A 21193-nucleotide genomic window follows, 5' to 3' on the forward strand; every position below is an offset into this window, starting at 1 on the left:
TCGTCCGTCCGCTCAGGCGGTGCGCGGTTCCGCGCGCCGGAGCGCCGAGGCCGGGCCCCGCTCGGGATCCAGGACGACGGCGGCGACCCGGTACGCGGGGTTCAGGGCCGACCAGATCTCGTCGAGCAGCTCCGGTCCGTCGTGTGCGGCCACCGTGGTCTCGTCGAAAGGGCCGGCGACGGCCACGGTGCTGCCGTCGGAGCGGTAGGTGGTGAGCAGGACGGCCTCCCCCGGCTCCAGGTCCCGGACGGTGAGCGTCATGACGTTGCTGGACGTCCGGGAGCCCCGGCTCGGACGGGCGGCGCCGAAGACGGCGGTGCGTCCGCCGTCACGGCTGAGCAGCGCCGTGATCCGTGAGGTGCGGATCGGCGGGTCGGGCTCGTACTCCAGTCCGCCGAGGGATTCGGCGGGGGCGATGTCCTTGTCCAGCCGCCCGGCGACCTGGGCGACCTGCTCGCCGTTGCCGAACACCAGCCAGTCGGCGGTGTGGAGGGCCGCGGCGTAGTGGCGCAGCGGGTCGTGCTCCACGGGGGCCACGGGCCCGACGGTCAGCTCGTCGCCGTTCACGCGCAGCGCGCGGTCCTTGGAGGCGGCGCTGCGGCCCGTCAGGAAGTAGGCACCGAGGACGGCGCCGGACCGGGTCCGGGCGCAGAGCACGCCCCGGCCCGGATAGGGATTGGCCGAGAGGAGATCGGTCAGGTCTGTCATGTCACGCTTTCGTCAGTGGTGCGAGCCCCGGGGACCGGAGCTGGTTACTCCGGTTCGTGGTCCGGGCCGCCGAAGTCGGGGCTGGTGAAGTCCGGACTGGTGAAGGTGGGACGCGGGGCCGCCGCCGGCCCGTCGTCCGGGCTGGAGAAGTCCGGGCGGCTGTAGCCGATCTTGGGGATGCGGTGGGGCGAGCGGTGCGGGACGCGGGCGGCCGTGGCGGCGCCCGGGTCGGCGAGCGCGTCCCTCAGGAACGGCAGGATGCCCCGTTCCAGCAGGGCGTGCCGCCAGGCCTCGCGGGCGCGGGCGACGTCCTCCGGCAGTTCCTCGCCCGGTTCCTCCGCGTCCTGGTCGTCCGAGCCGTTGCGCAGGGCGGTGACGAGCAGTCCGACGGCGGCGACGAGGATGGCGGCGGCGGTCACCGCGGCGAAGAACCAGCCCGCGCCGACCATCGTGCGCGCGAACGCCGGCGGCGGGTCGAGCATCTTCAGGAGATAGCCGACCAGCAGGAAGATCAGGGCGGCGGTCCCGGCCAGAAGCGGTGCCAGGACGGTGACGACCGCACCTATGCCGGCCCCGGACTGCGCACCGGCGGGGAGGGTGTCCGCCTCCGGGTCCTCGTCCGCTGCGGCGGCCGCCCGGACCTCCTCACGGGCCTTCACGTAGTGGTCGTACTCGGTGGCGGCGGCAGCGGTGATCAGCGCCGTGGCGGCCATGGCCATGGTGCGCAGCTGCACCGGATTGAGCCGTTCTCCGACGGCGGCCAGATCCGGTCGTTCATGAGCGTGGCGCAGTGCGTCGTCGAGGATCCGCTCGTACTCGGGCCGGTCCTCGGTCAGCAGGTGCGGAGCGCTGTTCATGTGCATCCCCCGATGCTCCGTAGGGCCTGAGCACCCGGACGGACCGGGCGGTCGGGCGGAAACGGAGGAGAGCCTGCTACTGGTACGCCGATGGTAGAGCGCCCACGGCACGGGGTGACAGGGTGTTTCCGTAAATAGGCCCGGAGGCTGGCGTGTTCAGATCGGGATGCGTCTTCCCGCAAGCGCGTCAGTCATGCAGGGGGAGCTGGGCGACCAGGAGCTTTCCGGCCATGGTCACTCCGCCGTCCATGGCGATGGCGAGGCCTTCCGCGTACACGTGCGGACCGTCCACCACGGGTCCGGCGCCGTCCTCGCCCTCCTCTGTCCCGACCTCGCCCAGGAGGTACGGAATGGGGCTGTGACCATGGACGATGCGCCGGCCGCCGTAGGCCGCCATCAGCTCCTGGACGGCCTGTGCCCCGGAGTCGTCACGGAAGGCGAACCGCTTGGTCAGCTTCCGGAAGAGGTCCCAGCACTCGTCGGCGTCGTTCCGCGTGAGAATGGCGTGCACCGTGTCGTTGACGTCCTCGATGGTGGAGCCGTAGTCGAGGTAGGCCGTCGTGTCCGAGTGCATCAGGAGGTGGTCGTCCTCCTCGACGACCGCGTCGAGCCGGGACATCCACTGGAGGTGGACGTCCTGGAGACGCTCCATGTCCGTCTTCTGGCCGCCGTTGAGCAGCCAGGCCGCCTGGAAGGTGGCGGTGCCGGCCCCGGAGTTGACCGGGGTGTCGCCGAACCGCTTGGCGCCGATCAGCAGCAGTTCGTGGTTGCCCATCAGGGCCTTGCAGTAGCCGCCGGCGGCGGCCGCCTCGGCGGAGAGGCGCATCACGAGGTCGATGACGCCGATGCCGTCCGGACCGCGGTCGGTGAAGTCGCCGAGGAACCAGAGCCGCGCGTTGCCCGCGGACCACTGGCCCTCGGCGTCGATCAGACCCTGTTCGGTGAGGGCGGCGACCAGCTCGTCCAGATAGCCGTGGACGTCACCGACGACGTAGAGCGGGCCGCGGCCCGGGTCCTGGGACGGCCTGGGCTCGGGCACGGCGCGCACCTGGACGGTGTCCTCCCGGGTGATCACCGGGAGGTCCCGTGCGGTCGGCGTGTACCCCTCCGGAGGCTCGCCCTCGGGAGCGGCGGCGCCCGGATGCGGCGGCGCGGGGGACTGCGCGTAGGGCGGTACGCGGAAGTCGCGCAACGTCGCCGTCCGCACCACGGGATCCTGACCGGCCCCCTGTGTCATCGACCCCTCCACCGCCTTCGTGCCGCCGTACACCTGACGGGCCCTGCTGGTCGGGGTCGTCCGCGGTGTCGTGGGCCCATCATAGGAATGAGGATCGTCCTCTGTGACGCACCAGGGGTGGTGAATCCTGGAGTGGGCCGGGTTCCTCGGTCGATTGATCCCAATTGGCCTGATCAGTCCCCTGCCGGTGACCGTGGCGCGCTCACGGTGGTGCGGGGCGGACGGCGTTGCGAGGAGGTCCGCACGATGAGTTCCGTCGGTATCACCCGCTCCACCGGGCCGTCGTGGTCGACCCCTTCGATGGCGTCGATGAGCAGTTGGACGACGGCTGTGCCGATGCGGCGCGGCTTGAGCGAGAGCGTGGTGATGGGCGGCTCGGTCGTCGCGTAGACGGTCGATTCGGAGCAGCAGACCAGCAGCAGGTCCTCGGGGACGCGCAGTCCGTACCGCCGGGCGGCGGCCAGGAGGTCCGTGCCGTTGGGGTCGAAGAGGCCGTAGACGGCGTCCGGGCGGTCGGGGCGGGCCAGCAGCCGGTCGGCCGCCACCGCGCCCGCACAGGGGTCGTGGGCGGGGTAGGACTCGTAGACCGGGTCCTGCCCGACGCGCTCGCACCAGTGGAGGTACGCGGTGGTGGAGAGCCGGGTGTACGTGTCGGTGGTGGTGCCGGTCAGCAGCCCGATGCGGCGGGCGCCGGCGGCGGCGAGATGGTCCAGGAGGTCGAGGACGGCCGCCCGGTGGTCGTTGTCGACCCAGGCGGTGACCGGGAGCGACCCGGCCGGGCGGCCGTCGGAGACGACGGGCAGCCCCTGGCGTACGAGCTCGGTGACGACCGGATCCTGGTCGGAGGGGTCGATGACGACCGTGCCGTCCAGGGCGACGTTGGACCAGACGTCGTGGCGTGAGGTGGCGGGCAGGATGACGAGGGCGTAGCCGCGGGCGAGCGCGGCGGAGGTCGCGGCTCTGGCCATCTCCGCGAAGTACGCGAATTCGGTGAAGGTGAAAGGTTCATCCCCGTAGGTCGTCACGGTCAGGCCGATGAGGCCGGACTTGCCGGTACGGAGCGTTCGGGCCGCGGCGGAAGGGCGGTAGCCCAGGCGCTCGGCGACCTCGCGGACATGGCGGCGGGTGGCGTCCGGGAGCCGCCCCTTGCCGTTGAGCGCGTCGGAGACGGTCGTGATGGAGACCCCGGCGGCGGCGGCCACGTCCCGGATACCTGCTCGTCCCTGCCTGCCGCCGCGCCGGGGGGTCTCCGTCCGGCTTACCTGGTGCTTCCCTGCTGCTGTCATGGCGAGCCGATAGTAGGGCTCGGACGGGTACTTGGCCCGGCCGCATATGCAGCCGTTGACAGGCACGTTTCTGCATGATCAAAAGTGGCCAATGGCCTTGAGAATCAAGGGCGTTGGGGGGTTCTGCCGTCATGTGTCACGTGTCCGGCCGGATGGGCCTGCCCTTGGGGCGATGTCTCGAAGAGGTCTCAACTCACCTCTTCGGGGGACGCGCGCCACGGCGCGAGCCACCGGCGCGCGCCATGGCGCGGAGCGCTCCCCCTCATTCCGGGGCCCACCGGGCGAATCCCCGTTCCGCCCATTCGCAGCGGCGGCCAATCCTCTTAAGGTGAGCAGTATTGATGTGTACAGACGGTCGAGGAGGACCTGCGGTGAGCGAGACGAGCCCCAAGCTGCGTGCGGAACTGGACGGCGTTCCCGCCTATGTGCCGGGCAAGCCGGCGGCGGCCGACGGGCCCGTCGCCTTCAAGCTGTCCTCCAACGAGAATCCCTATCCTCCGCTGCCGGGGGTGATGGAATCGGCGCTGGCCGCGGCCGCGCACTTCAACCGCTACCCGGACATGGCCTGCACCGGTCTGATGAACGAGCTGGCCGAGCGTTTCGGTGTGCCCGTCTCGCACCTCGCCACCGGTACGGGTTCGGTCGGTGTGGCGCAGCAGCTGCTCCAGGCGACCTCGGGACCGGGCGACGAGGTCATCTACGCCTGGCGCTCCTTCGAGGCGTACCCGATCATCACGCAGGTCAGCGGGGCCACCTCGGTGAAGGTGCCGCTGACCGACGGTGAGGTGCACGATCTGGACGCGATGGCCGGGGCCATCACCGACCGGACGCGGATGATCTTCGTCTGCAACCCGAACAACCCGACCGGGACCGTGGTGCGCCGGGCGGAGCTGGAGCGCTTCCTGGACCGGGTGCCCTCCGACGTGCTCGTGGTGCTGGACGAGGCGTACAAGGAGTTCATCCGCGACGTCGAGGTCCCGGACGGCATCGAGATCTACCGGGACCGGCCCAATGTGGCCGTGCTGCGGACCTTCTCCAAGGCCTACGGCCTGGCCGGGCTGCGGGTGGGCTTCGCCGTGGCGCACGAGCCGGTGGCGGCGGCGCTGCGCAAGACCGCGGTGCCGTTCGGGGTCAGCCAGCTCGCCCAGGACGCGGCGGTCGCCTCGTTGCGGGCCGAGGACGAACTCCTGGGCCGGGTGGGCTCTTTGGTGGGTGAGCGGCAGCGGGTGCAGGAGGTGCTGGCGCGCCAGGGGTGGACGGTGCCGGAGTCCCAGGCCAACTTCGTCTGGCTGCGGCTGGGGGAGCGGACGGCGGACTTCGCGGCCGTCTGCGAGAAGGCCGGTGTGGTGGTCAGGCCGTTCGCGGGCGAGGGTGTGCGCGTCACGATCGGTGAGAACGAGGCGAACGATCTGTTCCTGAAGGTGACGGAGTCGTACCGCCGGTCGCTGTAGCCCCGGCGCGGCCCCTGCCCGCCGTCCCGGCCCCGTATCTCGTGCGCGAGGTGCGGGGCCGTTCGCGTGCGCGGGGGTGGTGCGGCGCGGGTGCCCCCCGGTGGTGCGACGAAAGGGACCCCCCGGTCATCGCTCCCGAAAGTGTGTGCGCCATAATTGCTTGTGAATGTGAACGCGTTCACAAGCGTGTCCTGTTCCTCCCGTGATCGGGTGGATTCACAGGACAAACTGCCGGTGTAGCAACGGCGACGTAAGGAGAAGACGACGTGGAGCTGGCTCTGGCGCCGGAAACCCTGGCGCGATGGCAGTTCGGAACGACCACCGTCTACCACTTCCTCTTCGTTCCCCTGACGATCTCTCTGGCCGCGCTCACCGCGGGCCTGCAGACCGCCTGGGTGCGGACCAACAAGGAGAAGTACCTCAGGGCCACCAAGTTCTGGGGAAAGCTCTTCCTGATCAATATCGCCATGGGCGTCGTCACGGGCATCGTCCAGGAGTTCCAGTTCGGGATGAACTGGTCCGACTACTCGCGGTTCGTCGGCGACATCTTCGGTGCCCCGCTCGCGTTCGAGGCACTGATCGCGTTCTTCTTCGAGTCCACCTTCATCGGGCTGTGGATCTTCGGCTGGGACAAGCTGCCGAAGAAGATCCACCTCGCCTGCATCTGGCTGGTCTCGATCGGCACGATCCTCTCGGCGTACTTCATCCTGGCCGCCAACTCCTGGATGCAGCACCCGGTCGGCTACCGCATCAACAAGGAGCGCGGCCGCGCCGAGCTGACGGACTTCTGGCACGTACTGACGCAGAACACCGCGCTCGCCCAGTTCTTCCACACCATCACGGCGGCCTTCCTGGTCGGCGGCGCGTTCATGGTCGGCATCGCCGCCTTCCACCTGGCGCGCAAGAAGCACATCCCGGTGATGCGGACCTCGCTGCGGCTGGGCCTGGTCACCGTCGTGATCGCCGGTCTGCTCACCGCGATCAGCGGCGACCAGCTCGGCAAGGTCATGTTCAAGCAGCAGCCGATGAAGATGGCCGCCGCCGAGGCGCTGTGGGACGGACAGGACTCCGCGCCCTTCTCGATCTTCGCCTACGGCGATGTGAGCAAGGGCCACAACACCGTCGAGATCTCGATCCCCGGGATACTGTCCTTCCTCGCCGACGACGACTTCAACTCCTACGTCCCCGGCATCAACGACATCAACAAGGCCGAGCAGGAGCGCTTCGGGCCCGGCGACTACCGGCCCAACATCCCCGTCGCCTTCTGGAGCTTCCGGTGGATGATCGGCTTCGGCATGGCCTCCTTCGGTCTCGGCATCCTGGGGCTGTGGCTGACCCGGAAGAAGTTCCTGCTGCCACCGGGGCTGCGCACCGGTGAGGACGAGGTACCGCATCTGGTGCTCTTCAGGAACAAGGCGCTGAGCCCCAAGTTCGCGCGGGTCTACTGGTTCCTCGCGCTGTGGACGCTGCTGTTCCCGCTGATCGCCAACTCCTGGGGCTGGATCTTCACCGAGATGGGCCGCCAGCCCTGGGTCGTCTACGGCGTCCTGCAGACCCGCGACGCGGTCTCCCCCGGTGTCTCGCAGGGCGAGGTGCTCACCTCGCTGATCCTCTTCACCGTGCTCTACGCGATCCTCGCCGTCATCGAGGTCAAGCTGCTCCTGAAGTACATCAAGGCCGGTCCGCCGGAGCTCACCGACGCCGACCTCAACCCGCCCACGAGGATCGGCGGCGACCACGACGACGCCGACCGCCCCATGGCCTTCTCCTACTGAGCGCACAGGGAGCAGAGAGATGGAACTCCACGACGTCTGGTTCGTGCTCATCGCCGTTCTCTGGACCGGCTACTTCTTCCTGGAGGGATTCGACTTCGGGGTCGGCGTGCTCACCAAGCTCCTGGCCCGGGACCGCACGGAGCGCAGGGTCCTGATCAACACGATCGGGCCCGTCTGGGACGGCAACGAGGTCTGGCTGCTGACAGCCGGCGGAGCCACCTTCGCCGCCTTCCCCGAGTGGTACGCCACGCTGTTCTCGGGCTTCTACCTGCCGCTGCTGATCATCCTGCTCTGCCTGATCGTGCGGGGCGTCGCCTTCGAGTACCGGGCGAAGCGGCCGGAGGAGCGGTGGCAGAGCAACTGGGAGCACGCGATCTTCTGGACCTCGCTGATCCCGGCGCTGCTCTGGGGCGTGGCCTTCGGGAACATCGTCCGCGGCGTCAAGATCGACGCGGACATGGAGTACGTGGGCAACTTCTGGGACCTGCTCAACCCGTACGCGATCCTCGGCGGGCTGGTCACGCTCTTCCTTTTCACCTTCCACGGGACGGTGTTCGTCGGTCTCAAGACGGTCGGGGACATCCGGAGCCGGGCCCGGGGGCTGGCGCTCAAGCTGGGCGCGGTCACCGCCGTGCTCGCGCTGGCCTTCCTGATCTGGACCCAGACCGACGGAGGGGACGGCTGGAGCCTCCTCGCGCTGATCGTCGCCGCGCTGGCGCTGGTCGCGGCGATCGGCGCGGTGGCCGCCGGGCGCGAGGGCTGGGCGTTCGCGCTCTCGGGGCTGACGATCGTGGCCGCGGTGGCCATGCTGTTCCTGACGCTCTTCCCGAACGTCATGCCGTCGTCGCTGAACGACGCCTGGAGCCTCACCGTCACCAACGCCTCGTCCAGCCCGTACACGCTGAAGATCATGACCTGGTGCGCGGGGATCGCCACCCCGATCGTCCTGCTGTACCAGGGCTGGACGTACTGGGTGTTCCGCAAGCGGATCGGTACGCAGCACATCGCCGAAGCGCACTGAACGCACGGTGCTCCGGCCGCGTCACGGACGAGGCCGGGGCAGCGGGCCCGTCTTCTCGATCATGCCGAGCCGCATGGGGTGTTTCACGTGAAACCGATCGATCCACGACTGCTCCACCACGCCCGTGCCACCCGCCGCTTCCTGGCGGCCGTGGTGGTCCTCGGCGGGGCCGGGGCCGCCCTGGTCATCGCCCAGGCCATGCTGGTGGCCGAGGTGGTGGTGGGCGGCTTCGAGGACGGTCTCACCGTCTCGGGACTGCGCACCCCGCTCCTGCTGCTGGCCGCGGTCGCGCTGGGCCGGGCGATGGTCTCCTGGCTCACCGAACTGGCCGCCCACCGGGCCGGGGCGGCGGTCAAGTCCGAACTGCGCGGCCGTCTGCTGGCCAGGGCGGCGGAACTCGGCCCCGACTGGCTCGGCGGGCAGCGCACGGGCTCGCTGGTGGCGCTCGCGACCCGGGGGATCGACGCGCTCGACGACTACTTCGCCCGCTATCTGCCCCAGCTCGGACTGGCCGTGGTGGTGCCGGTGGCGGTCCTGGCCAGGGTCGTCACCGAGGACTGGGTGTCGGCGGCGATCATCGTCGTCACCCTGCCGCTCATCCCGCTCTTCATGATTCTCATCGGCTGGGCCACCCAGTCGCGGATGGACCGCCAGTGGCGGCTGCTCTCCCGGCTCTCCGGGCACTTCCTCGACGTCGTCGCGGGGCTGCCGACGCTGAAGGTCTTCGGCCGGGCCAAGGCGCAGGCGGAGTCCATCCGCACGATCACCTCCCAGTACCGCCGGGCGACCCTGCGCACCCTGCGGATCGCCTTCCTGTCCTCGTTCGCGCTGGAGCTCCTGGCGACGCTCTCGGTCGCCCTGGTCGCCGTCACCATCGGTATGCGGCTGGTCCACGGCGAACTGGACCTCTACACCGGCCTGGTGGTGCTGATCCTGGCCCCCGAGGCGTATCTGCCGCTGCGGCAGGTCGGGGCGCAGTACCACGCGGCGGCCGAGGGGCTCTCGGCCGCCGAGGAGATCTTCGCCGTCCTGGAGACCGAGCCGCCCGCCGGCGGTACGGCCGGGGCGCCGACCTCCCTGCGGCTGGAACTGGAGAACGTGACGGTGCGCCACGCGGGACGTACCGAGCCCTCGCTCTCCTCGGCGTCCCTGGTGGTCGAGGAGGGGGAGACCGTCGCCCTCGTCGGCCCCAGCGGCGTCGGCAAGTCCACCCTGCTGAACGTGGTGCTCGGATTCACCGCCCCCGACGAGGGACGGGTACGTGTCGGCGGGGCCGATCTGGCCTGCCTCTCCCCCGAACGCTGGCGCGAGCACATCGCCTGGGTGCCCCAGCGTCCGCATCTCTTCGCGGGCACCCTCGCGGACAACGTCCGTCTCGCCCGGCCCGACGCGGACGACGACGCCGTGGCGGCCGCCCTGCGCGACGCGGGCGCCGAGGACTTCGTCGCCCGGCTCCCGGAAGGCACCCGGACCCTGCTCGGCGAGGACGGCGCCGGGCTCTCCGCCGGACAGCGCCAGCGGCTCGCCCTCGCCCGTGCCTTCCTCGCCGACCGTCCGCTGCTTCTGCTGGACGAGCCGACCGCGAGCCTGGACGGCGAGACCGAAGCGGGCATCGTCGAGGTGGTACGGAGGCTGGCCGTCGGCCGGACCGTCCTGCTGGTGGTGCACCGACCGGCCCTGCTGGCGGTCGCCGACCGGGTGGTGACCCTGGAACCGGCCCGGACCGCGGCCGCGCCCCCGCCGCCGCACCCGGCGGCCACGACCGGCACCGGTACCGCGCACGGGCCCCTCGCGGTGCCTGACACGGCCCCCGAGGCGGAGGTGCCGAGGGAGGCCGCAGCACACACCGGCCATGTCCTCACCCGGGTCCGGGAGGCGGCCGGCGCACAGCGCGGCCGGCTGCTGCTCGCCCTGCTGCTGGGAAGTCTGGCGCTCGGTTCCGCGGTCGGCCTGATGGCTGTCTCCGGCTGGCTGATCTCCCGAGCCTCCGAGCAGCCCCCGGTGCTCTATCTGATGGTGGCGGTGACGGCGACCCGCGCCTTCGGTATCGGACGGGCGGTCTTCCGCTACGCCGAGCGCCTCGTCTCGCACGACGCCGTGCTCCGGATGCTCGCCGACCTGCGGGTGTCCGTCTATCGAGGTCTGGAGCGGATCGCCCCGGCCGGGCTGCGGCGCACCCGGCGCGGGGATCTGCTCTCCCGGCTCGTCGCCGATGTGGACGCCCTCCAGGACTACTGGCTGCGCTGGCTGCTCCCGGTGGGGACCGCCGTGGCCGTGGGGGTCGGCGCGGCCGGGTTCACCGGCTGGCTGCTGCCGGAGGCGGGCCTCGTCCTGGCCGCCGGTCTGCTGCTGGCGGGAGCGGGCGTCCCGCTCGTCAGCGGGGCCTGCGCCCGCGCCGCGGAACGACGGCTGGCGCCCGCCCGCGCCGACCTGGCCACCCGGGTCACCGATCTGCTCGGCGGCACCGCGGAACTGACCGTCGCCGGAGCGCTCCCGGGGCGCCTGGAGCGGACCCGCCGGGCCGATGCCGTCCTGACCACGATCGCCTCACGGGCGGCGACCGCCACCGCGCTCGGTGGCGGGCTCGGGGCGCTGATCGCCGGTCTCACCGTCGTCGGCACCGCCCTCGTCGCGCTGCCGGCCGTGGCGGACGGGCGGCTCGCCGGGGTGGAGCTGGCCGTGGTCGTCCTCACCCCGCTGGCCGCCTTCGAGGCCGTCGCCGGTCTGCCGCTCGCCGTGCAGTACCGGCAGCGGGTCGCGCGCAGTGCCGAGCGGGTCTTCGAGGTGCTGGACGCGCCGGAACCGGTCCGTGAACCGGTCACCCCGGCGGAAGCCCCCGCCTCGCCGTTCCCGGTGGAGGTGCGGGGGCTGTCGGCGCGCTACCCGGGTGCCGCGCGGGACGCGCTGGAGGCCGTCGACCTGACCCTGGAGGAGGGCCGGCGCATCGCCGTCGTGGGCCACTCCGGCTCGGGCAAGACCACCCTGGCCCAGGTCCTGCTCCGCTTCCTGGACGCGCGGGCCGGAAGCTACCGGATCGGCGGGGTGGAGGCGGCCGGGCTGGACGGGGACACCGTCCGGCGGTTCGTCGGCCTGTGCGCCCAGGACGCCCACATCTTCGACAGTTCGATCCGCGAGAACCTGCGACTGGCCCGGACCGGGGCGACCGACGCCGAACTGCGCGCGGCCCTCGGCCGGGCCCGGCTGCTCGACTGGGCGGAGGCGCTGCCGGACGGCCTGGACACGCTGGTGGGGGAGCACGGTGCCCGGCTCTCGGGCGGCCAGCGCCAGCGGCTGGCCCTGGCACGGGCCCTGCTCGCGGACTTCCCCGTGCTGGTCCTGGACGAGCCGGCCGAGCATCTGGACCTGGAGACGGCCGACGCCCTGACGGCGGACCTGCTGGCTGCGACCCGGGGCCGTACGACCGTACTGATCACGCACCGGCTCGCCGGTCTGGAGGCCGTCGACGAGGTGCTGGTGCTGGAGGCGGGCGTGATCGTGCAGCGCGGGCCGTACGAGGTGCTCGCGGAGGTGGACGGTCCGCTGCGCCGGATGCGGGAGCGCGAGCGGGAGACCGAGGGCACCCGGGGCCGGATGGTGGGCGCGGGCGGCTGAGGGCGCGGCCCCGGTCCGGCGGCGGTGCGATCGCGTGCCCCGGGCCGCTCCGCCACCGGGCGGCCCCCGCGACTCGACTTTCCCCACGAAATAGGACTAACTACGCTCTGGGTATGGCAGAGCAGGATCCGCATCACTCGCTCGACGCCGCCACGGAGGCGACCCGCAGCCTCCAGGGCCTGTCCACGGAACTGACCGCCCGGGTGCCGAGGCTGCTCGAAGCCATGCGCTCGGTGGGCACGGGCCTCGAACTGCACTCGACGCTCGACCGGATCTGCGAGACCGCCGCCGAACTCGCCCATGCCCGGTACGCGGCCATCGGCATCGTGGACGCGGACGGCGACGGGCTGTCCGACTTCGTCACCTACGGGGTCTCGGACGAAGTGGCGCGCCGGATCGGCCGCCGCCCGGACGGGCACCGGGGGCTGCTCGGCGCCCTCATCCACGACCCGCGCCCGGTGCGGCTCGCGGATCTGACCACCGACCCGAGGTGTGCCGGCTTCCCACCGGGCCACCCGGAGATGCGGACCTTCCTCGGCGTACCGATCCGGGTCCAGGGCGAGATCTTCGGCAACCTCTATCTGGCCGAGAAGGCCGGTGGGCAGGAGTTCAACGACTACGACCTGCACATGGTCCGGGTGCTGGCCACCGAGGCGGGCATCGCCATCGGCAACGCCCGGCTCTACGAGGCGGCCCGGCAGCGCGAGCGATGGATCGACGGCTCGGTGGCCGTGACGACCGCGCTGCTCTCCGGCGGCGACGCGGACGACGCGCTGTCGGTCGTCGCCGAGCAGGCCCGCCGCCTCGCCGGGTCGGATTCCGGCATCGTGCTGCTGCCGGCCGCGGACGGGGGCCTGGAGATCGTCGCCGTGTCCGGCGAGGAACCCTCGGCGTCCCTCGGGACGATCTTTCCGGCGCACAGTCCGGTGGTGTCGAAGCTGCTCGACGGCGAGGCCGTTTTCATCGACGACGCGGCCACCGACACGCGCATCGTCTCCGATCTCGCGCACCGCTTCGGCGCGAGCATGCTGCTTCCGCTCCAGAGCGGCGGCCGGGTGCTCGGCGCCCTGGCCACCCCGCGGGCCCGGGGCGGGCGGCCGTTCACGGAGGCGGAGCGCACCCTGGCCACACAGTTCGCCTCGCAGGCCGCTCTGGCCCTGATGATGGCGGAGGCCCAGCGGGACCGGGAGCGGTTGGCCGTCTACGAGGACCGCGACCGGATCGCCCGCGATCTGCACGATCTGGTCATCCAGCGGCTGTTCGCCACCGGGATGATGCTGGAGAGCGCTCAGCGCCGGTCGGACGTGCCGGAGGTGCGGACGGGGGTGGGCCGCGCGGTCGACGAGCTCGACGTGACCATCCAGGAGATCCGCACCGCGATCTTCGCGCTCCAGCAGGAACCGGCCGAGGCGCCCTCGGGGCTGCGCACCCGGGTGCTGCGCGAGATCAACATGGCGGCCGTCCCGCTGGGTTTCAAGCCGGGGCACCGCTTCATCGGCGCGGTCGACGCCCTGGTGGGCGAGCTGACCGGGAAGAACCTGATCGCCGCGCTCCGGGAGGCGCTGTCCAACGCCTTCCGGCACGCCGACGCCGCCCGGATCGACGTGGTGGTGGACGCGACCGCGACCCTGCCGGACGGGCGGGACGCGGTCCGGCTCTCGGTCGCCGACGACGGGGTGGGCATCCCGGAGGGCGGCCGGCGCAGTGGGCTGCGGAACCTGGCCCGCCGGGCGGAGTCGCTCGGCGGGTCCAGCTGGTTCGAACCGGGGATCGGGGAGGGCGGCGGGGGGACGACCGTGGTGTGGCAGGCACCCCTGTGAGTCCGTCAGCGTTCCGCGTGCGCCCGGGTGCGTTCGGCGACGATCCGTTCGATGACGAGGGCGACGCCGTCCTCGTTGTTGGTGGCCGTACGGCCGGAGGCGGCGGCGAGCGCGGCCGGATGGGCGTTGCCCATGGCGTACGAGCTGCCCGCCCAGCGGAGCATCTCCACGTCGTTCGGCATGTCGCCGAAGGCGACGACCTCGGCGGAGGAGATCCCGCGCTCGGCACAGCACAGCTCCAGCGTGCTGGCCTTGGAGACGCCTGGGCCGCTGACCTCCAGAAGTGCCGTCGGACTGGACCGGGTGAACGAGGCGCGGTCACCTGCCACGCCGTGCGCCAGGGCGAGGAAATCGTCGGGGGCCAGCGCTCCGTGGTGGGCCAGCAGCTTCAGTACGGGGGCGCCGGCGCCGGCCACCGCCTCGTGAAGGAGCGTTTCTGCGATGGCGATCGTGGCCCCGGGGTCGAGGTGGAAGGGCGGATAGGCCGGTTCGTAGTGGATCCCGGTGGCCAGTTCGACCGCGAACGCCGTGCCGGGGGCCGCCGCGCGCAGGGTGTGCACGACGTCCAGGGCGATGGCCCGCTCCAGGTCCCGGACCTTCAGCAGCCGGCCCCCGTCGTGCAGATCGGCGACCGCGGCGCCGTTGGCACAGATCGCCAGACCGTGCCCGTGCACATGGTCGCTGACGACGTCCATCCAGCGGGCGGGGCGGCCCGTGACGAAGAAGACCTCGATCCCGGCCTCCTCGGCGGCGGCGAGTGCCGCGACCGTGCGCTCCGAGACGGTCTTGTCGTCCCGCAGAAGGGTGCCGTCCAGGTCGGTGGCGATCAGCCGGGGAGCGGCTGGAACAGGCTGTTCGGTAGCTGAGGTCACCGTTCCATTCTCGCGTACGCGGGTGCACGGGCGTGCGGAGGGGCGCCCATCTGAGTGCGCGCACCGCTGAACAGCGGGTATGACTAAGGAATATGCCAGAGGTGTTACGGATGCTCTCGGAACTCCTGCGGGGAGGGGCGGGAGACCGGTCGGGCGAAGGGTGTCGCGACGTCGTTCCCCCGTTTCTCTGGCCGGATTTCCACCTGGGTCCGTCGCCGTCTGTTTGACTGCCCCTGGCTGGGTTTCACGTGAAACCACGGAGGGCCGGACGCGCGGCGCGGGCGCCTTCCGCGGCGTCGGCGAGGCACCGGCCCACGGTGCCGAGAGTGCGAGGGGTGCGGTAGTGCGACCGTCTGTTCAGGATCTTCGACGCAGGGGCGCCGCGTTCCGGGACCTCCATCAGGGACCGGGTGCCTTCGTCGTCCCCAATCCCTGGGATGCCGGAACCGCCCGCATTCTGGCGGGCCTGGGATTTCCGGCCCTGGCCACCACCAGCGCCGGCCTCGCGGTGACCCTGGGCCGCCCCGACGGGGCCAACGGGCTGGACCGTGCCACGGTGATCGCCAACGCACGGGAGATCGTGGAGGCCACGGACCTGCCCGTCTCCGCCGATCTGGAGAGCGGCTTCGCGGCCACACCGGACGGGGTGGCCGAGACCTTCGCGGCCGCCGGGGGCGTGGGGCTGGTGGGCGGCTCGATCGAGGACGCGACCGGGCTGGCCGACGATCCGGTGCGTTCCCTCGCCGAGTCCGTGGACCGAGTGGCGGCGGCGGTGGAGGCCGCGCGGGCGCTGCCGTTCCCGTTCACCGTCACCGCCCGTGCCGAGAACTTCCTCTACGGGCGCCCCGACCTGGACGATACGATCCGCCGCCTCCAGGCGTACGAGGAGGCGGGCGCCGATGTGCTGTACGCACCCGCGCTGCCCTCCGCCGAGGCCGTACGGGCCGTCTGTACGTCGGTCGGCAAGCCGGTCAACGTGCTGGCCGGGAGTCAGCAGCCCGCCCTGAGCGTCTCCGAGCTCGCCGCCTGCGGGGTCCGCCGGATCAGCATCGGTTCGTCCTTCTTCCGTGCCGCGCTCGGCGGCCTCGTCCGGGCGGCCCACGAGGTGCTCGACCACGGCACCTTCGGCTTCACCGCGGATGCCCCGCCCTATGGCGACGTGAACCGCTGGATGACCCGGGTGCCCGGCCCGGGGCAGTGACTGCCGCTCCGGTGGGGCTCCCGGGGCGCTCGACGTAGGCTCGCCCCATGAGCCCGCGTCTGAGCACCGTGATCCTTCCCGTCGACCGCTGGCACGAGGGCGGACGGGCGAAGTGGCAGCGTGCCGAGGAGTTGGGGCTGCACGCCGCGTACACGTACGACCATCTGTCCTGGCGTGCCTTCCGCGACCGGCCGTGGTTCGGCGCGATTCCGACGCTGACCGCCGCCGCGGCGGTGACCGGGACGATCCGTCTGGGCACCCTGGTCACTTCGCCGAACTTCCGCCACCCGGTCACCCTGGCCAAGGAGCTGATCTCGCTCGACGACGTCTCCGGCGGGCGTGTCACGCTGGGTATCGGCGCCGGGGGCAACGGCTTCGACGCGTCGACCCTCCGACGGGCCGACGAGGAACCCTGGACGCCGCGTGAACGTGCCGACCGATTCGGCGAGTTCGTCCCGCTGCTCGACGAGCTGCTCCGCGAACCCGCAGGGCTGACCTCCGAGGGGACGTTCTACGCGGCCACGGAGGCGCGCAACCTGCCGGGCTGCGCGCAGCTTCCGCGCCTGCCGTTCGCGGTCGCCGCCACCGGGCCGCGCGGGCTGCGGCTCGCCGCCCGGTACGGACAGGCCTGGGTGACCACGGGCGATCCGAAGCTGTACGAGGCGGGCAGCGCGGCGGAGTCGCTCGACGCGCTCCGGGGGCAGATCACCCGCCTCGGCAAGGCGTGCGGTGACATCGGCCGGGACGTGGACGAACTCGACAAGATCCTTCTCACGGGCTTCACCCCGGAGTTCAATCCGGACCTCACCGGAGGCCGGCTGGGCCCGTTCGCCTCCGTGGACGCGTTCGTGGACTTCGCGGGACGGCACGCGGAGCTGGGGTTCACGGAGATCGTGATCCACGCCCCCGTGCCCGCCGGAAGCCCGGAGTTCAGCGCGGCGGTGGCGGACCAGAAGCTCTTCGAGGAGATCGTCACCCGGGGGCTCGACCAGCTCGCCGGGTAGGGCGCCGGGACCCGGCTCAGCCCGGGAGGCGCAGGAATCGCGGGGGTACCGCGTCGACGAGCCATACGCCGTTGGCGCTGACCCGGAAGACATGTCCTTGGCCGTGCATGGCGCGCGCGTCCACGGACAGCACCACAGGTCGGCCGCGGCGTGCTCCGACGCGCGTCGCGGTCTCGCGGTCGGGCGAGAGATGGACGTGTGTCCGATTCATGGGGCGCAGCCCTTCCGCCCGGATCGGCTCCAGGAACCGGGCGACCGTGCCGTGGTAGAGGTACGCGGGCGGTTCGGCCGGTGGCAGCCCCAGGTCCACGTCCACGGTGTGGCCCTGGCTGGCCCGGATGCGGTCGCCCTCGATGGCGAAGCGCCGTTTGTCGTTCGTCGCCACCACGTGGTCGAGCTCCGCCCGGGTCAGCGGGACCCGGTGGCGGGCCAGGGCCTTCAGCAGGTCGTCGATGGCCACCCATCCGTGGGCGTCCAGCGTGATCCCGATCCGTTCGGGCTGATGGCGCAGGTGTTTCGAGAGGTACTTGGACACCTTGACGGTGCGTCTTTCATCCATGAGATGTTCGCTCATGGACTCAGAGTGGCGGGTGGTCCCCGTTCCCCGCATCCGGATTTGGCGGCCGGGCGATGCTCGCGCGTTCTTCGCGTGAGCAATTTCTGTCCACAGGTTTGATCCACAGCCAACTAGGGTTATCCACAGGTAATTTGGCGATTCTGTGGACAACGACTGCGCAGATCAATTGACTTGATCAACTTTATTGTTCTTTGCGTGAGATGCGGCAAGTGAGTCCAATGTCCTTGTCTGTACCTCGCGTTCCGCGGCCGCCGCGATGAAGGCCGCAGCGTTCTCCCGACCAACCAGGCTCTCCACGGCGCTGATTGTCTCCGGCGGCAGGGGCACCGAGACGGGCGGCGGCCCCGCGGAGTCCGACGTGAACGGGCCCTCCGTCGTCAGATGGTGCTCCAGATGGCGGGTCGCGAACGTCCGCATCGCCCTGGCCAGTTCGGCGTCCACGGTCTGCTGCGCCAGCGGGCGCAGCCGCCGCACCATCGAGGCTGCCTCCGCCGCGTCCGCGTCCGTCGGCGGGCGATGCCCGAGATAGCGGGCGAAAACATGCTCGGTCGTGAATTCGAGGAAGCGTGAGGCTATTTGCTCGACCTGGCCGCGAAGTTCCCTCAGATGCCCGGAGATCGCGTTCAGCGGCACCCCGGCCCCGAACAACTCCACGGCCACGGCCAGCTCCTGGGGGCTCGGCACCAGGAACTCGTCGGCGCGCCCCGGGACCCTCTCCAGCACACCCAGGTCCACCGCCTCGGCGATCGCCTCGTCGTCCGGGCGCCCGCCGAACCGCTCCTCCAACTCCGCTCGGGTGACGCGGTCCGCCCGCTCGTCCGTCCACGGACCGTGCACCTCGGCGACGAGTCCGAGCACCCCGCCCAGGCCCCGGCCGGTGTCCCAGGCGTCCAGCAACTCCTTGATGCTGGCCAGGGTGTAGCCCCGGTCGAGCAGATCGGCGATCTGCCGCAGCCGCGACAGATGCGTGTCCCGGTACACATTGGCCCGGCCCCGACGCTCCGGGGTCGGCAGCAGGCCCCGGTCCTGATAGGCGCGGATGGTGCGGACCGTGGCCCCGCTCGCGTGCGCCAGGTCCTCGATCCGGTACTCGGCGGCCCTCCGGCCGGCCGCCGCCGGCCCGCCCCCGCTCACAGCGGCGGCTTCATCCGGGCCACCCGGCGCAGCGCCCCCGGACTGACCCGCGACAGGAAGCGGGCGGCACGCGACTCCGGCGTCACCGGCACGACCGCCCGATTGCGCACCACCGCGTCCAGGATCGCGTCGGCGACCTTCTCCGGCGGATAGTTGCGGGCCCCGTACAGCTTGCTCGTCCGCTTCCGCAGCCGCGCCTCCTCCTCCGCGTCGACCCCGGCGAACCGGGCCGTCGAGGTGATGGTGGTGTTCACGATGCCGGGGCAGATCGCGCTGACCCCGATGGACTTCTCGGCCAGTTCGGCGCGCAGGCACTCGCTGAGCATGAGCACCGCGGCCTTCGAGGTGCTGTACGCGGGCAGGGCCCGGGACGGCTGATAGGCGGCGGCGGAAGCCGTGTTGACGATGTGGCCGCCCTGGCCGCGCTCGGCCATCTGCCGGCCGAAGAGCCGGCAGCCGTGGACGACCCCCCACAGGTTCACGTCGAGGACCTCCCGCCACTGCTCGGAGGTGGTGTCCAGGAACGGCCCGGAGAGCCCGATCCCGGCGTTGTTGACCAGCACATCGACGATCCCGTACTCGGCGGCGACCTTCTCCGCCAGCTTCTCCATCGCCTGCTCGTCGCCGACGTCCACCGTCTCGGCCCAGGCCGCCGGGGCGCCGATCAGCGCGGACAGCTCCGCCGTGCGCCGCGCCGCCTCCGCGTCCCGGTCCACGGCCACCACCCGCGCACCCGCTTCCGCGAACGCGAAGGCCGTGGCCCGCCCGATGCCGCTGCCCGCGCCCGTCACCAGCACGAGCTGTCCGGCGAACCGCTCCGCGTACACCCCCTTCGGCCCGGTCTCCCGGACGGGCGAACCGGGCTCGGACGCCGCCTCGTTGGCCTTCACGAACTCGCCGATCCAGGAGGCCAGCTGGTCCGGCCGGGTGCGCGGCACCCAGTGCTTGGCGGGCAGGGCCCGTCTGGTCAACCGGGGAACCCAGGCGTCGAGTTCGTCGTACAGCTCCTCCGAGAGGAAGACGTCACCGGTCGGGGTGATCAGCTGGACCGGGACATGGGCGAAGGCGTCGGGGCGCGGCCGGCGCAGCCGGGAGCGGACGTTGTCGCGGTAGAGCCATGCCCCGTGCGCCGCGTCGTCGGGCAGGGACGGGGTGGGGTAGTCGCCCGCGGGCACCTTCTCCAGACGCTCCAGAATCCGCGGCCACCGCTTGCCCAGCGGTCCGCGCCAGGCCAGCTCCGGCAGCACCGGCGTGTGCAGCATGTACACGTACCAGGACTTCGCGCCCTGGCCGAGCAGCTGGCCGACCCGGCGCGGGGTCGGCCGGGACATCCGGCGTTTGATCCAGTGCCCGAAGTGGTCGAGCGACGGGCCGGACATCGAGGTGAAGGAGGCGATGCGGCCCTCGGTGCGGGCCACGGTGGCGAACTCCCAGGACTGCACCGAACCCCAGTCGTGCCCGACCAGATGCACCGGGCGGTCCGGGCTCACCGCGTCGGCGACGGCGAGGAAGTCGTCCGTCAGCTTCTCCAGGGTGAAACCGCCGCGCAGCGGGGTCGGCGCCGTCGACCTGCCGTGACCGCGGACGTCGTACAGCACGACGTGCCACTCCTCGGCCAGGCGCACGGCGACATCCGTCCAGACCTCCTTGCTGTCCGGATAGCCGTGCACCAGCACGATCGTGGGGCGCGTCCCGTCGCCCAGTTCGGCCACGCACAGCTCGATGCCGCCCGTGGACACCGTGCGCTCGCGCGCACCGGTCAGACCTCGCGGACTCACGCCGTCACCCTCTCCTCGGCCCAGCGCCGCACATGCGGCAGATCGTCGTCCAGCCAGAAGGCGCTCTCCTCGGGATCCCGGGAGTCGGTGACGACCAGGATCTCCTCGAACTTCGCGCCGGTGCCCCGGAATCCGAGATGCGGTTCCACCGCCCACAATCCCGGACGGGGCGGATGGTCGGAGAAGCGGTACGGACTCCAGAGCGGCGACCAGCCCTCCCGGTGCCCGTGCACCGCGTCGCTCAGCAGGCCCTTCAGCGACTGTGTGCCGAACCCGAACACATGCGGCGACCAACGGCGTTCACTCACGCGGTCGACCTTGTGGGCGATGACGCCGAAGGGATAGGCGCGGTGCCGGTTGGCATAGCCCTGCCGGATCATCAGTCGCTCCACGTCCTCGTAGATCTCGCGCAGCGGGCGTCTTTCGCGCACCTCGCGCAGGATCAGCTCCCGGTGGTCGGCCAGATCGTCGAGCATCCGGTCGTGCAGCGGATTCGGCCCCAGACAGCCCGAGTAGCCGATGTCCGCCGTGAAGCCGCGGTGGACCGGGGCCATGTCGAGGATGAACGGCATCCCCGGCTCCAGCCGCCGGTCGGTGGGGAAGAACTGCAGCGGCACCTTGAACCCGGCGAACGCCGTACGGTCGCCGAACCAGGCGAACGGCAGGTGGAACCAGTCGCGCACCCCGCGCTCACGCAGCCAGGTCCGCTGCATCCGCGCCGCCTCGCGCTCCGTCACCCCCGGCCGCAGCCGGGCGGCGACCGCCTCCGCGCAGGCGTACGCGAGCCGTTGTACTTCCCTGAACCCCCGGAGCTCCGAGGCCTGTTCGGTCGAGACGCGCGAAGTCATGCCACCGTCCGT

16 protein-coding genes are annotated in these 21193 nt (G+C 71.6%); 7 read left to right on the top strand and 9 right to left on the bottom strand.

Annotated features, from left to right (window positions below; all coding sequences use genetic code 11):
• Positions 1-12: 12 nt before the first annotated feature.
• From ACFVDM_RS01710 to ACFVDM_RS01725, 4 genes are all read right to left on the bottom strand, one after another.
• Positions 13-708 carry an IMP cyclohydrolase gene (locus tag ACFVDM_RS01710; protein WP_383631513.1) on the bottom strand — a complete coding sequence of 232 codons (696 nt, stop codon included), beginning with the start codon at positions 706-708 and terminating at the stop codon, positions 13-15.
• Positions 709-752: 44 nt separating this feature from the next.
• Positions 753-1571: a hypothetical protein gene (locus ACFVDM_RS01715; protein ID WP_383631516.1), complete on the bottom strand. Its 819-nt coding sequence runs from the start codon at positions 1569-1571 to the stop codon at positions 753-755.
• 181 nt (positions 1572-1752) lie between these two features.
• Positions 1753-2802, bottom strand: coding sequence for a metallophosphoesterase (locus ACFVDM_RS01720; protein WP_383631519.1), 1050 nt, complete (start codon positions 2800-2802; stop codon positions 1753-1755).
• Positions 2803-2975: 173 nt separating this feature from the next.
• Positions 2976-4088: a LacI family DNA-binding transcriptional regulator gene (locus tag ACFVDM_RS01725; RefSeq protein ID WP_383631522.1), complete on the bottom strand. Its 1113-nt coding sequence runs from the start codon at positions 4086-4088 to the stop codon at positions 2976-2978.
• A 371-nt stretch (positions 4089-4459) separates the two neighbouring features.
• On the opposite strand from ACFVDM_RS01725, the gene hisC reads away from it, so the two are divergent.
• The 5 genes from hisC (at position 4460) to ACFVDM_RS01750 (ending at position 13767) form a co-directional block, all read left to right on the top strand.
• The gene (gene hisC / locus ACFVDM_RS01730) at positions 4460-5539 is read left to right on the top strand and encodes a histidinol-phosphate transaminase (protein WP_383631525.1); all 1080 of its coding nucleotides are present in this window, start codon (positions 4460-4462) and stop codon (positions 5537-5539) included.
• Between the two features lie 266 nt (positions 5540-5805).
• On the top strand, positions 5806-7314 hold the full coding sequence (locus ACFVDM_RS01735; RefSeq protein ID WP_383631528.1) for a cytochrome ubiquinol oxidase subunit I: 1509 nt from the start codon (positions 5806-5808) through the stop codon (positions 7312-7314).
• Positions 7315-7333: 19 nt separating this feature from the next.
• Positions 7334-8335, top strand: a complete 1002-nt coding sequence (gene cydB / locus ACFVDM_RS01740; protein WP_383631531.1) for a cytochrome d ubiquinol oxidase subunit II — start codon at positions 7334-7336, stop codon at positions 8333-8335.
• Between the two features lie 87 nt (positions 8336-8422).
• Positions 8423-11947, top strand: a complete 3525-nt coding sequence (cydD, locus tag ACFVDM_RS01745; protein ID WP_383631535.1) for a thiol reductant ABC exporter subunit CydD — start codon at positions 8423-8425, stop codon at positions 11945-11947.
• 113 nt (positions 11948-12060) lie between these two features.
• Positions 12061-13767, top strand: coding sequence for a GAF domain-containing sensor histidine kinase (locus ACFVDM_RS01750; protein WP_383631538.1), 1707 nt, complete (start codon positions 12061-12063; stop codon positions 13765-13767).
• Positions 13768-13772: 5 nt separating this feature from the next.
• Here ACFVDM_RS01750 and ACFVDM_RS01755 read toward each other — a convergent pair whose 3' ends face one another.
• Positions 13773-14639, bottom strand: a complete 867-nt coding sequence (locus ACFVDM_RS01755; RefSeq protein ID WP_383631541.1) for an HAD hydrolase family protein — start codon at positions 14637-14639, stop codon at positions 13773-13775.
• A gap of 343 nt (positions 14640-14982) precedes the next feature.
• Here ACFVDM_RS01755 and ACFVDM_RS01760 point away from each other — a divergent pair, with 343 nt between their 5' ends.
• Positions 14983-15840 (top strand): isocitrate lyase/phosphoenolpyruvate mutase family protein, encoded by an 858-nt coding sequence (locus ACFVDM_RS01760; protein ID WP_383631543.1) that lies wholly within the window; start codon positions 14983-14985, stop codon positions 15838-15840.
• 47 nt (positions 15841-15887) lie between these two features.
• Positions 15888-16844, top strand: a complete 957-nt coding sequence (locus ACFVDM_RS01765) for an LLM class flavin-dependent oxidoreductase (protein WP_383631545.1) — start codon at positions 15888-15890, stop codon at positions 16842-16844.
• A 16-nt stretch (positions 16845-16860) separates the two neighbouring features.
• On the opposite strand, the gene ACFVDM_RS01770 is transcribed toward ACFVDM_RS01765, so the two are convergent.
• The 4 genes from ACFVDM_RS01770 to ACFVDM_RS01785 all read right to left on the bottom strand — a co-directional run bounded on the left by ACFVDM_RS01770 (position 16861) and on the right by ACFVDM_RS01785 (position 21181).
• Positions 16861-17403, bottom strand: coding sequence for an RNA 2'-phosphotransferase (locus ACFVDM_RS01770; RefSeq protein WP_383632133.1), 543 nt, complete (start codon positions 17401-17403; stop codon positions 16861-16863).
• A 180-nt stretch (positions 17404-17583) separates the two neighbouring features.
• On the bottom strand, positions 17584-18555 hold the full coding sequence (locus ACFVDM_RS01775; RefSeq protein WP_383631548.1) for a MerR family transcriptional regulator: 972 nt from the start codon (positions 18553-18555) through the stop codon (positions 17584-17586).
• The gene (locus ACFVDM_RS01780; protein ID WP_383631551.1) at positions 18552-20333 is read right to left on the bottom strand and encodes an SDR family oxidoreductase; all 1782 of its coding nucleotides are present in this window, start codon (positions 20331-20333) and stop codon (positions 18552-18554) included. The genes ACFVDM_RS01775 and ACFVDM_RS01780 overlap by 4 nt, the downstream gene beginning before the upstream one ends.
• Positions 20330-21181, bottom strand: a complete 852-nt coding sequence (locus tag ACFVDM_RS01785; RefSeq protein ID WP_383631554.1) for a M24 family metallopeptidase — start codon at positions 21179-21181, stop codon at positions 20330-20332. The genes ACFVDM_RS01780 and ACFVDM_RS01785 overlap by 4 nt, the downstream gene beginning before the upstream one ends.
• Between the last annotated feature and the right edge of the window lie 12 nt (positions 21182-21193).

This window comes from Streptomyces sp. NPDC057682 (genome assembly GCF_042799575.1).
Lineage (GTDB): Bacteria > Actinomycetota > Actinomycetes > Streptomycetales > Streptomycetaceae > Streptomyces.

Excerpts from the sequence above, each read along its gene's own strand:
- ACFVDM_RS01710 (WP_383631513.1), bottom strand. The coding sequence starts at position 708 with ATGACAGACCTGACCGATCTCCTCTCGGCCAATCCCTATCCGGGCCGG.
- ACFVDM_RS01715 (WP_383631516.1), bottom strand. The coding sequence starts at position 1,571 with ATGCACATGAACAGCGCTCCGCACCTGCTGACCGAGGACCGGCCCGAG.
- ACFVDM_RS01720 (WP_383631519.1), bottom strand. The coding sequence starts at position 2,802 with ATGACACAGGGGGCCGGTCAGGATCCCGTGGTGCGGACGGCGACGTTG.
- ACFVDM_RS01725 (WP_383631522.1), bottom strand. The coding sequence starts at position 4,088 with ATGACAGCAGCAGGGAAGCACCAGGTAAGCCGGACGGAGACCCCCCGG.
- cydB (WP_383631531.1), top strand. The coding sequence starts at position 7,334 with ATGGAACTCCACGACGTCTGGTTCGTGCTCATCGCCGTTCTCTGGACC.
- ACFVDM_RS01750 (WP_383631538.1), top strand. The coding sequence starts at position 12,061 with ATGGCAGAGCAGGATCCGCATCACTCGCTCGACGCCGCCACGGAGGCG.
- ACFVDM_RS01765 (WP_383631545.1), top strand. The coding sequence starts at position 15,888 with ATGAGCCCGCGTCTGAGCACCGTGATCCTTCCCGTCGACCGCTGGCAC.
- ACFVDM_RS01770 (WP_383632133.1), bottom strand. The coding sequence starts at position 17,403 with ATGGATGAAAGACGCACCGTCAAGGTGTCCAAGTACCTCTCGAAACAC.
- ACFVDM_RS01785 (WP_383631554.1), bottom strand. The coding sequence starts at position 21,181 with ATGACTTCGCGCGTCTCGACCGAACAGGCCTCGGAGCTCCGGGGGTTC.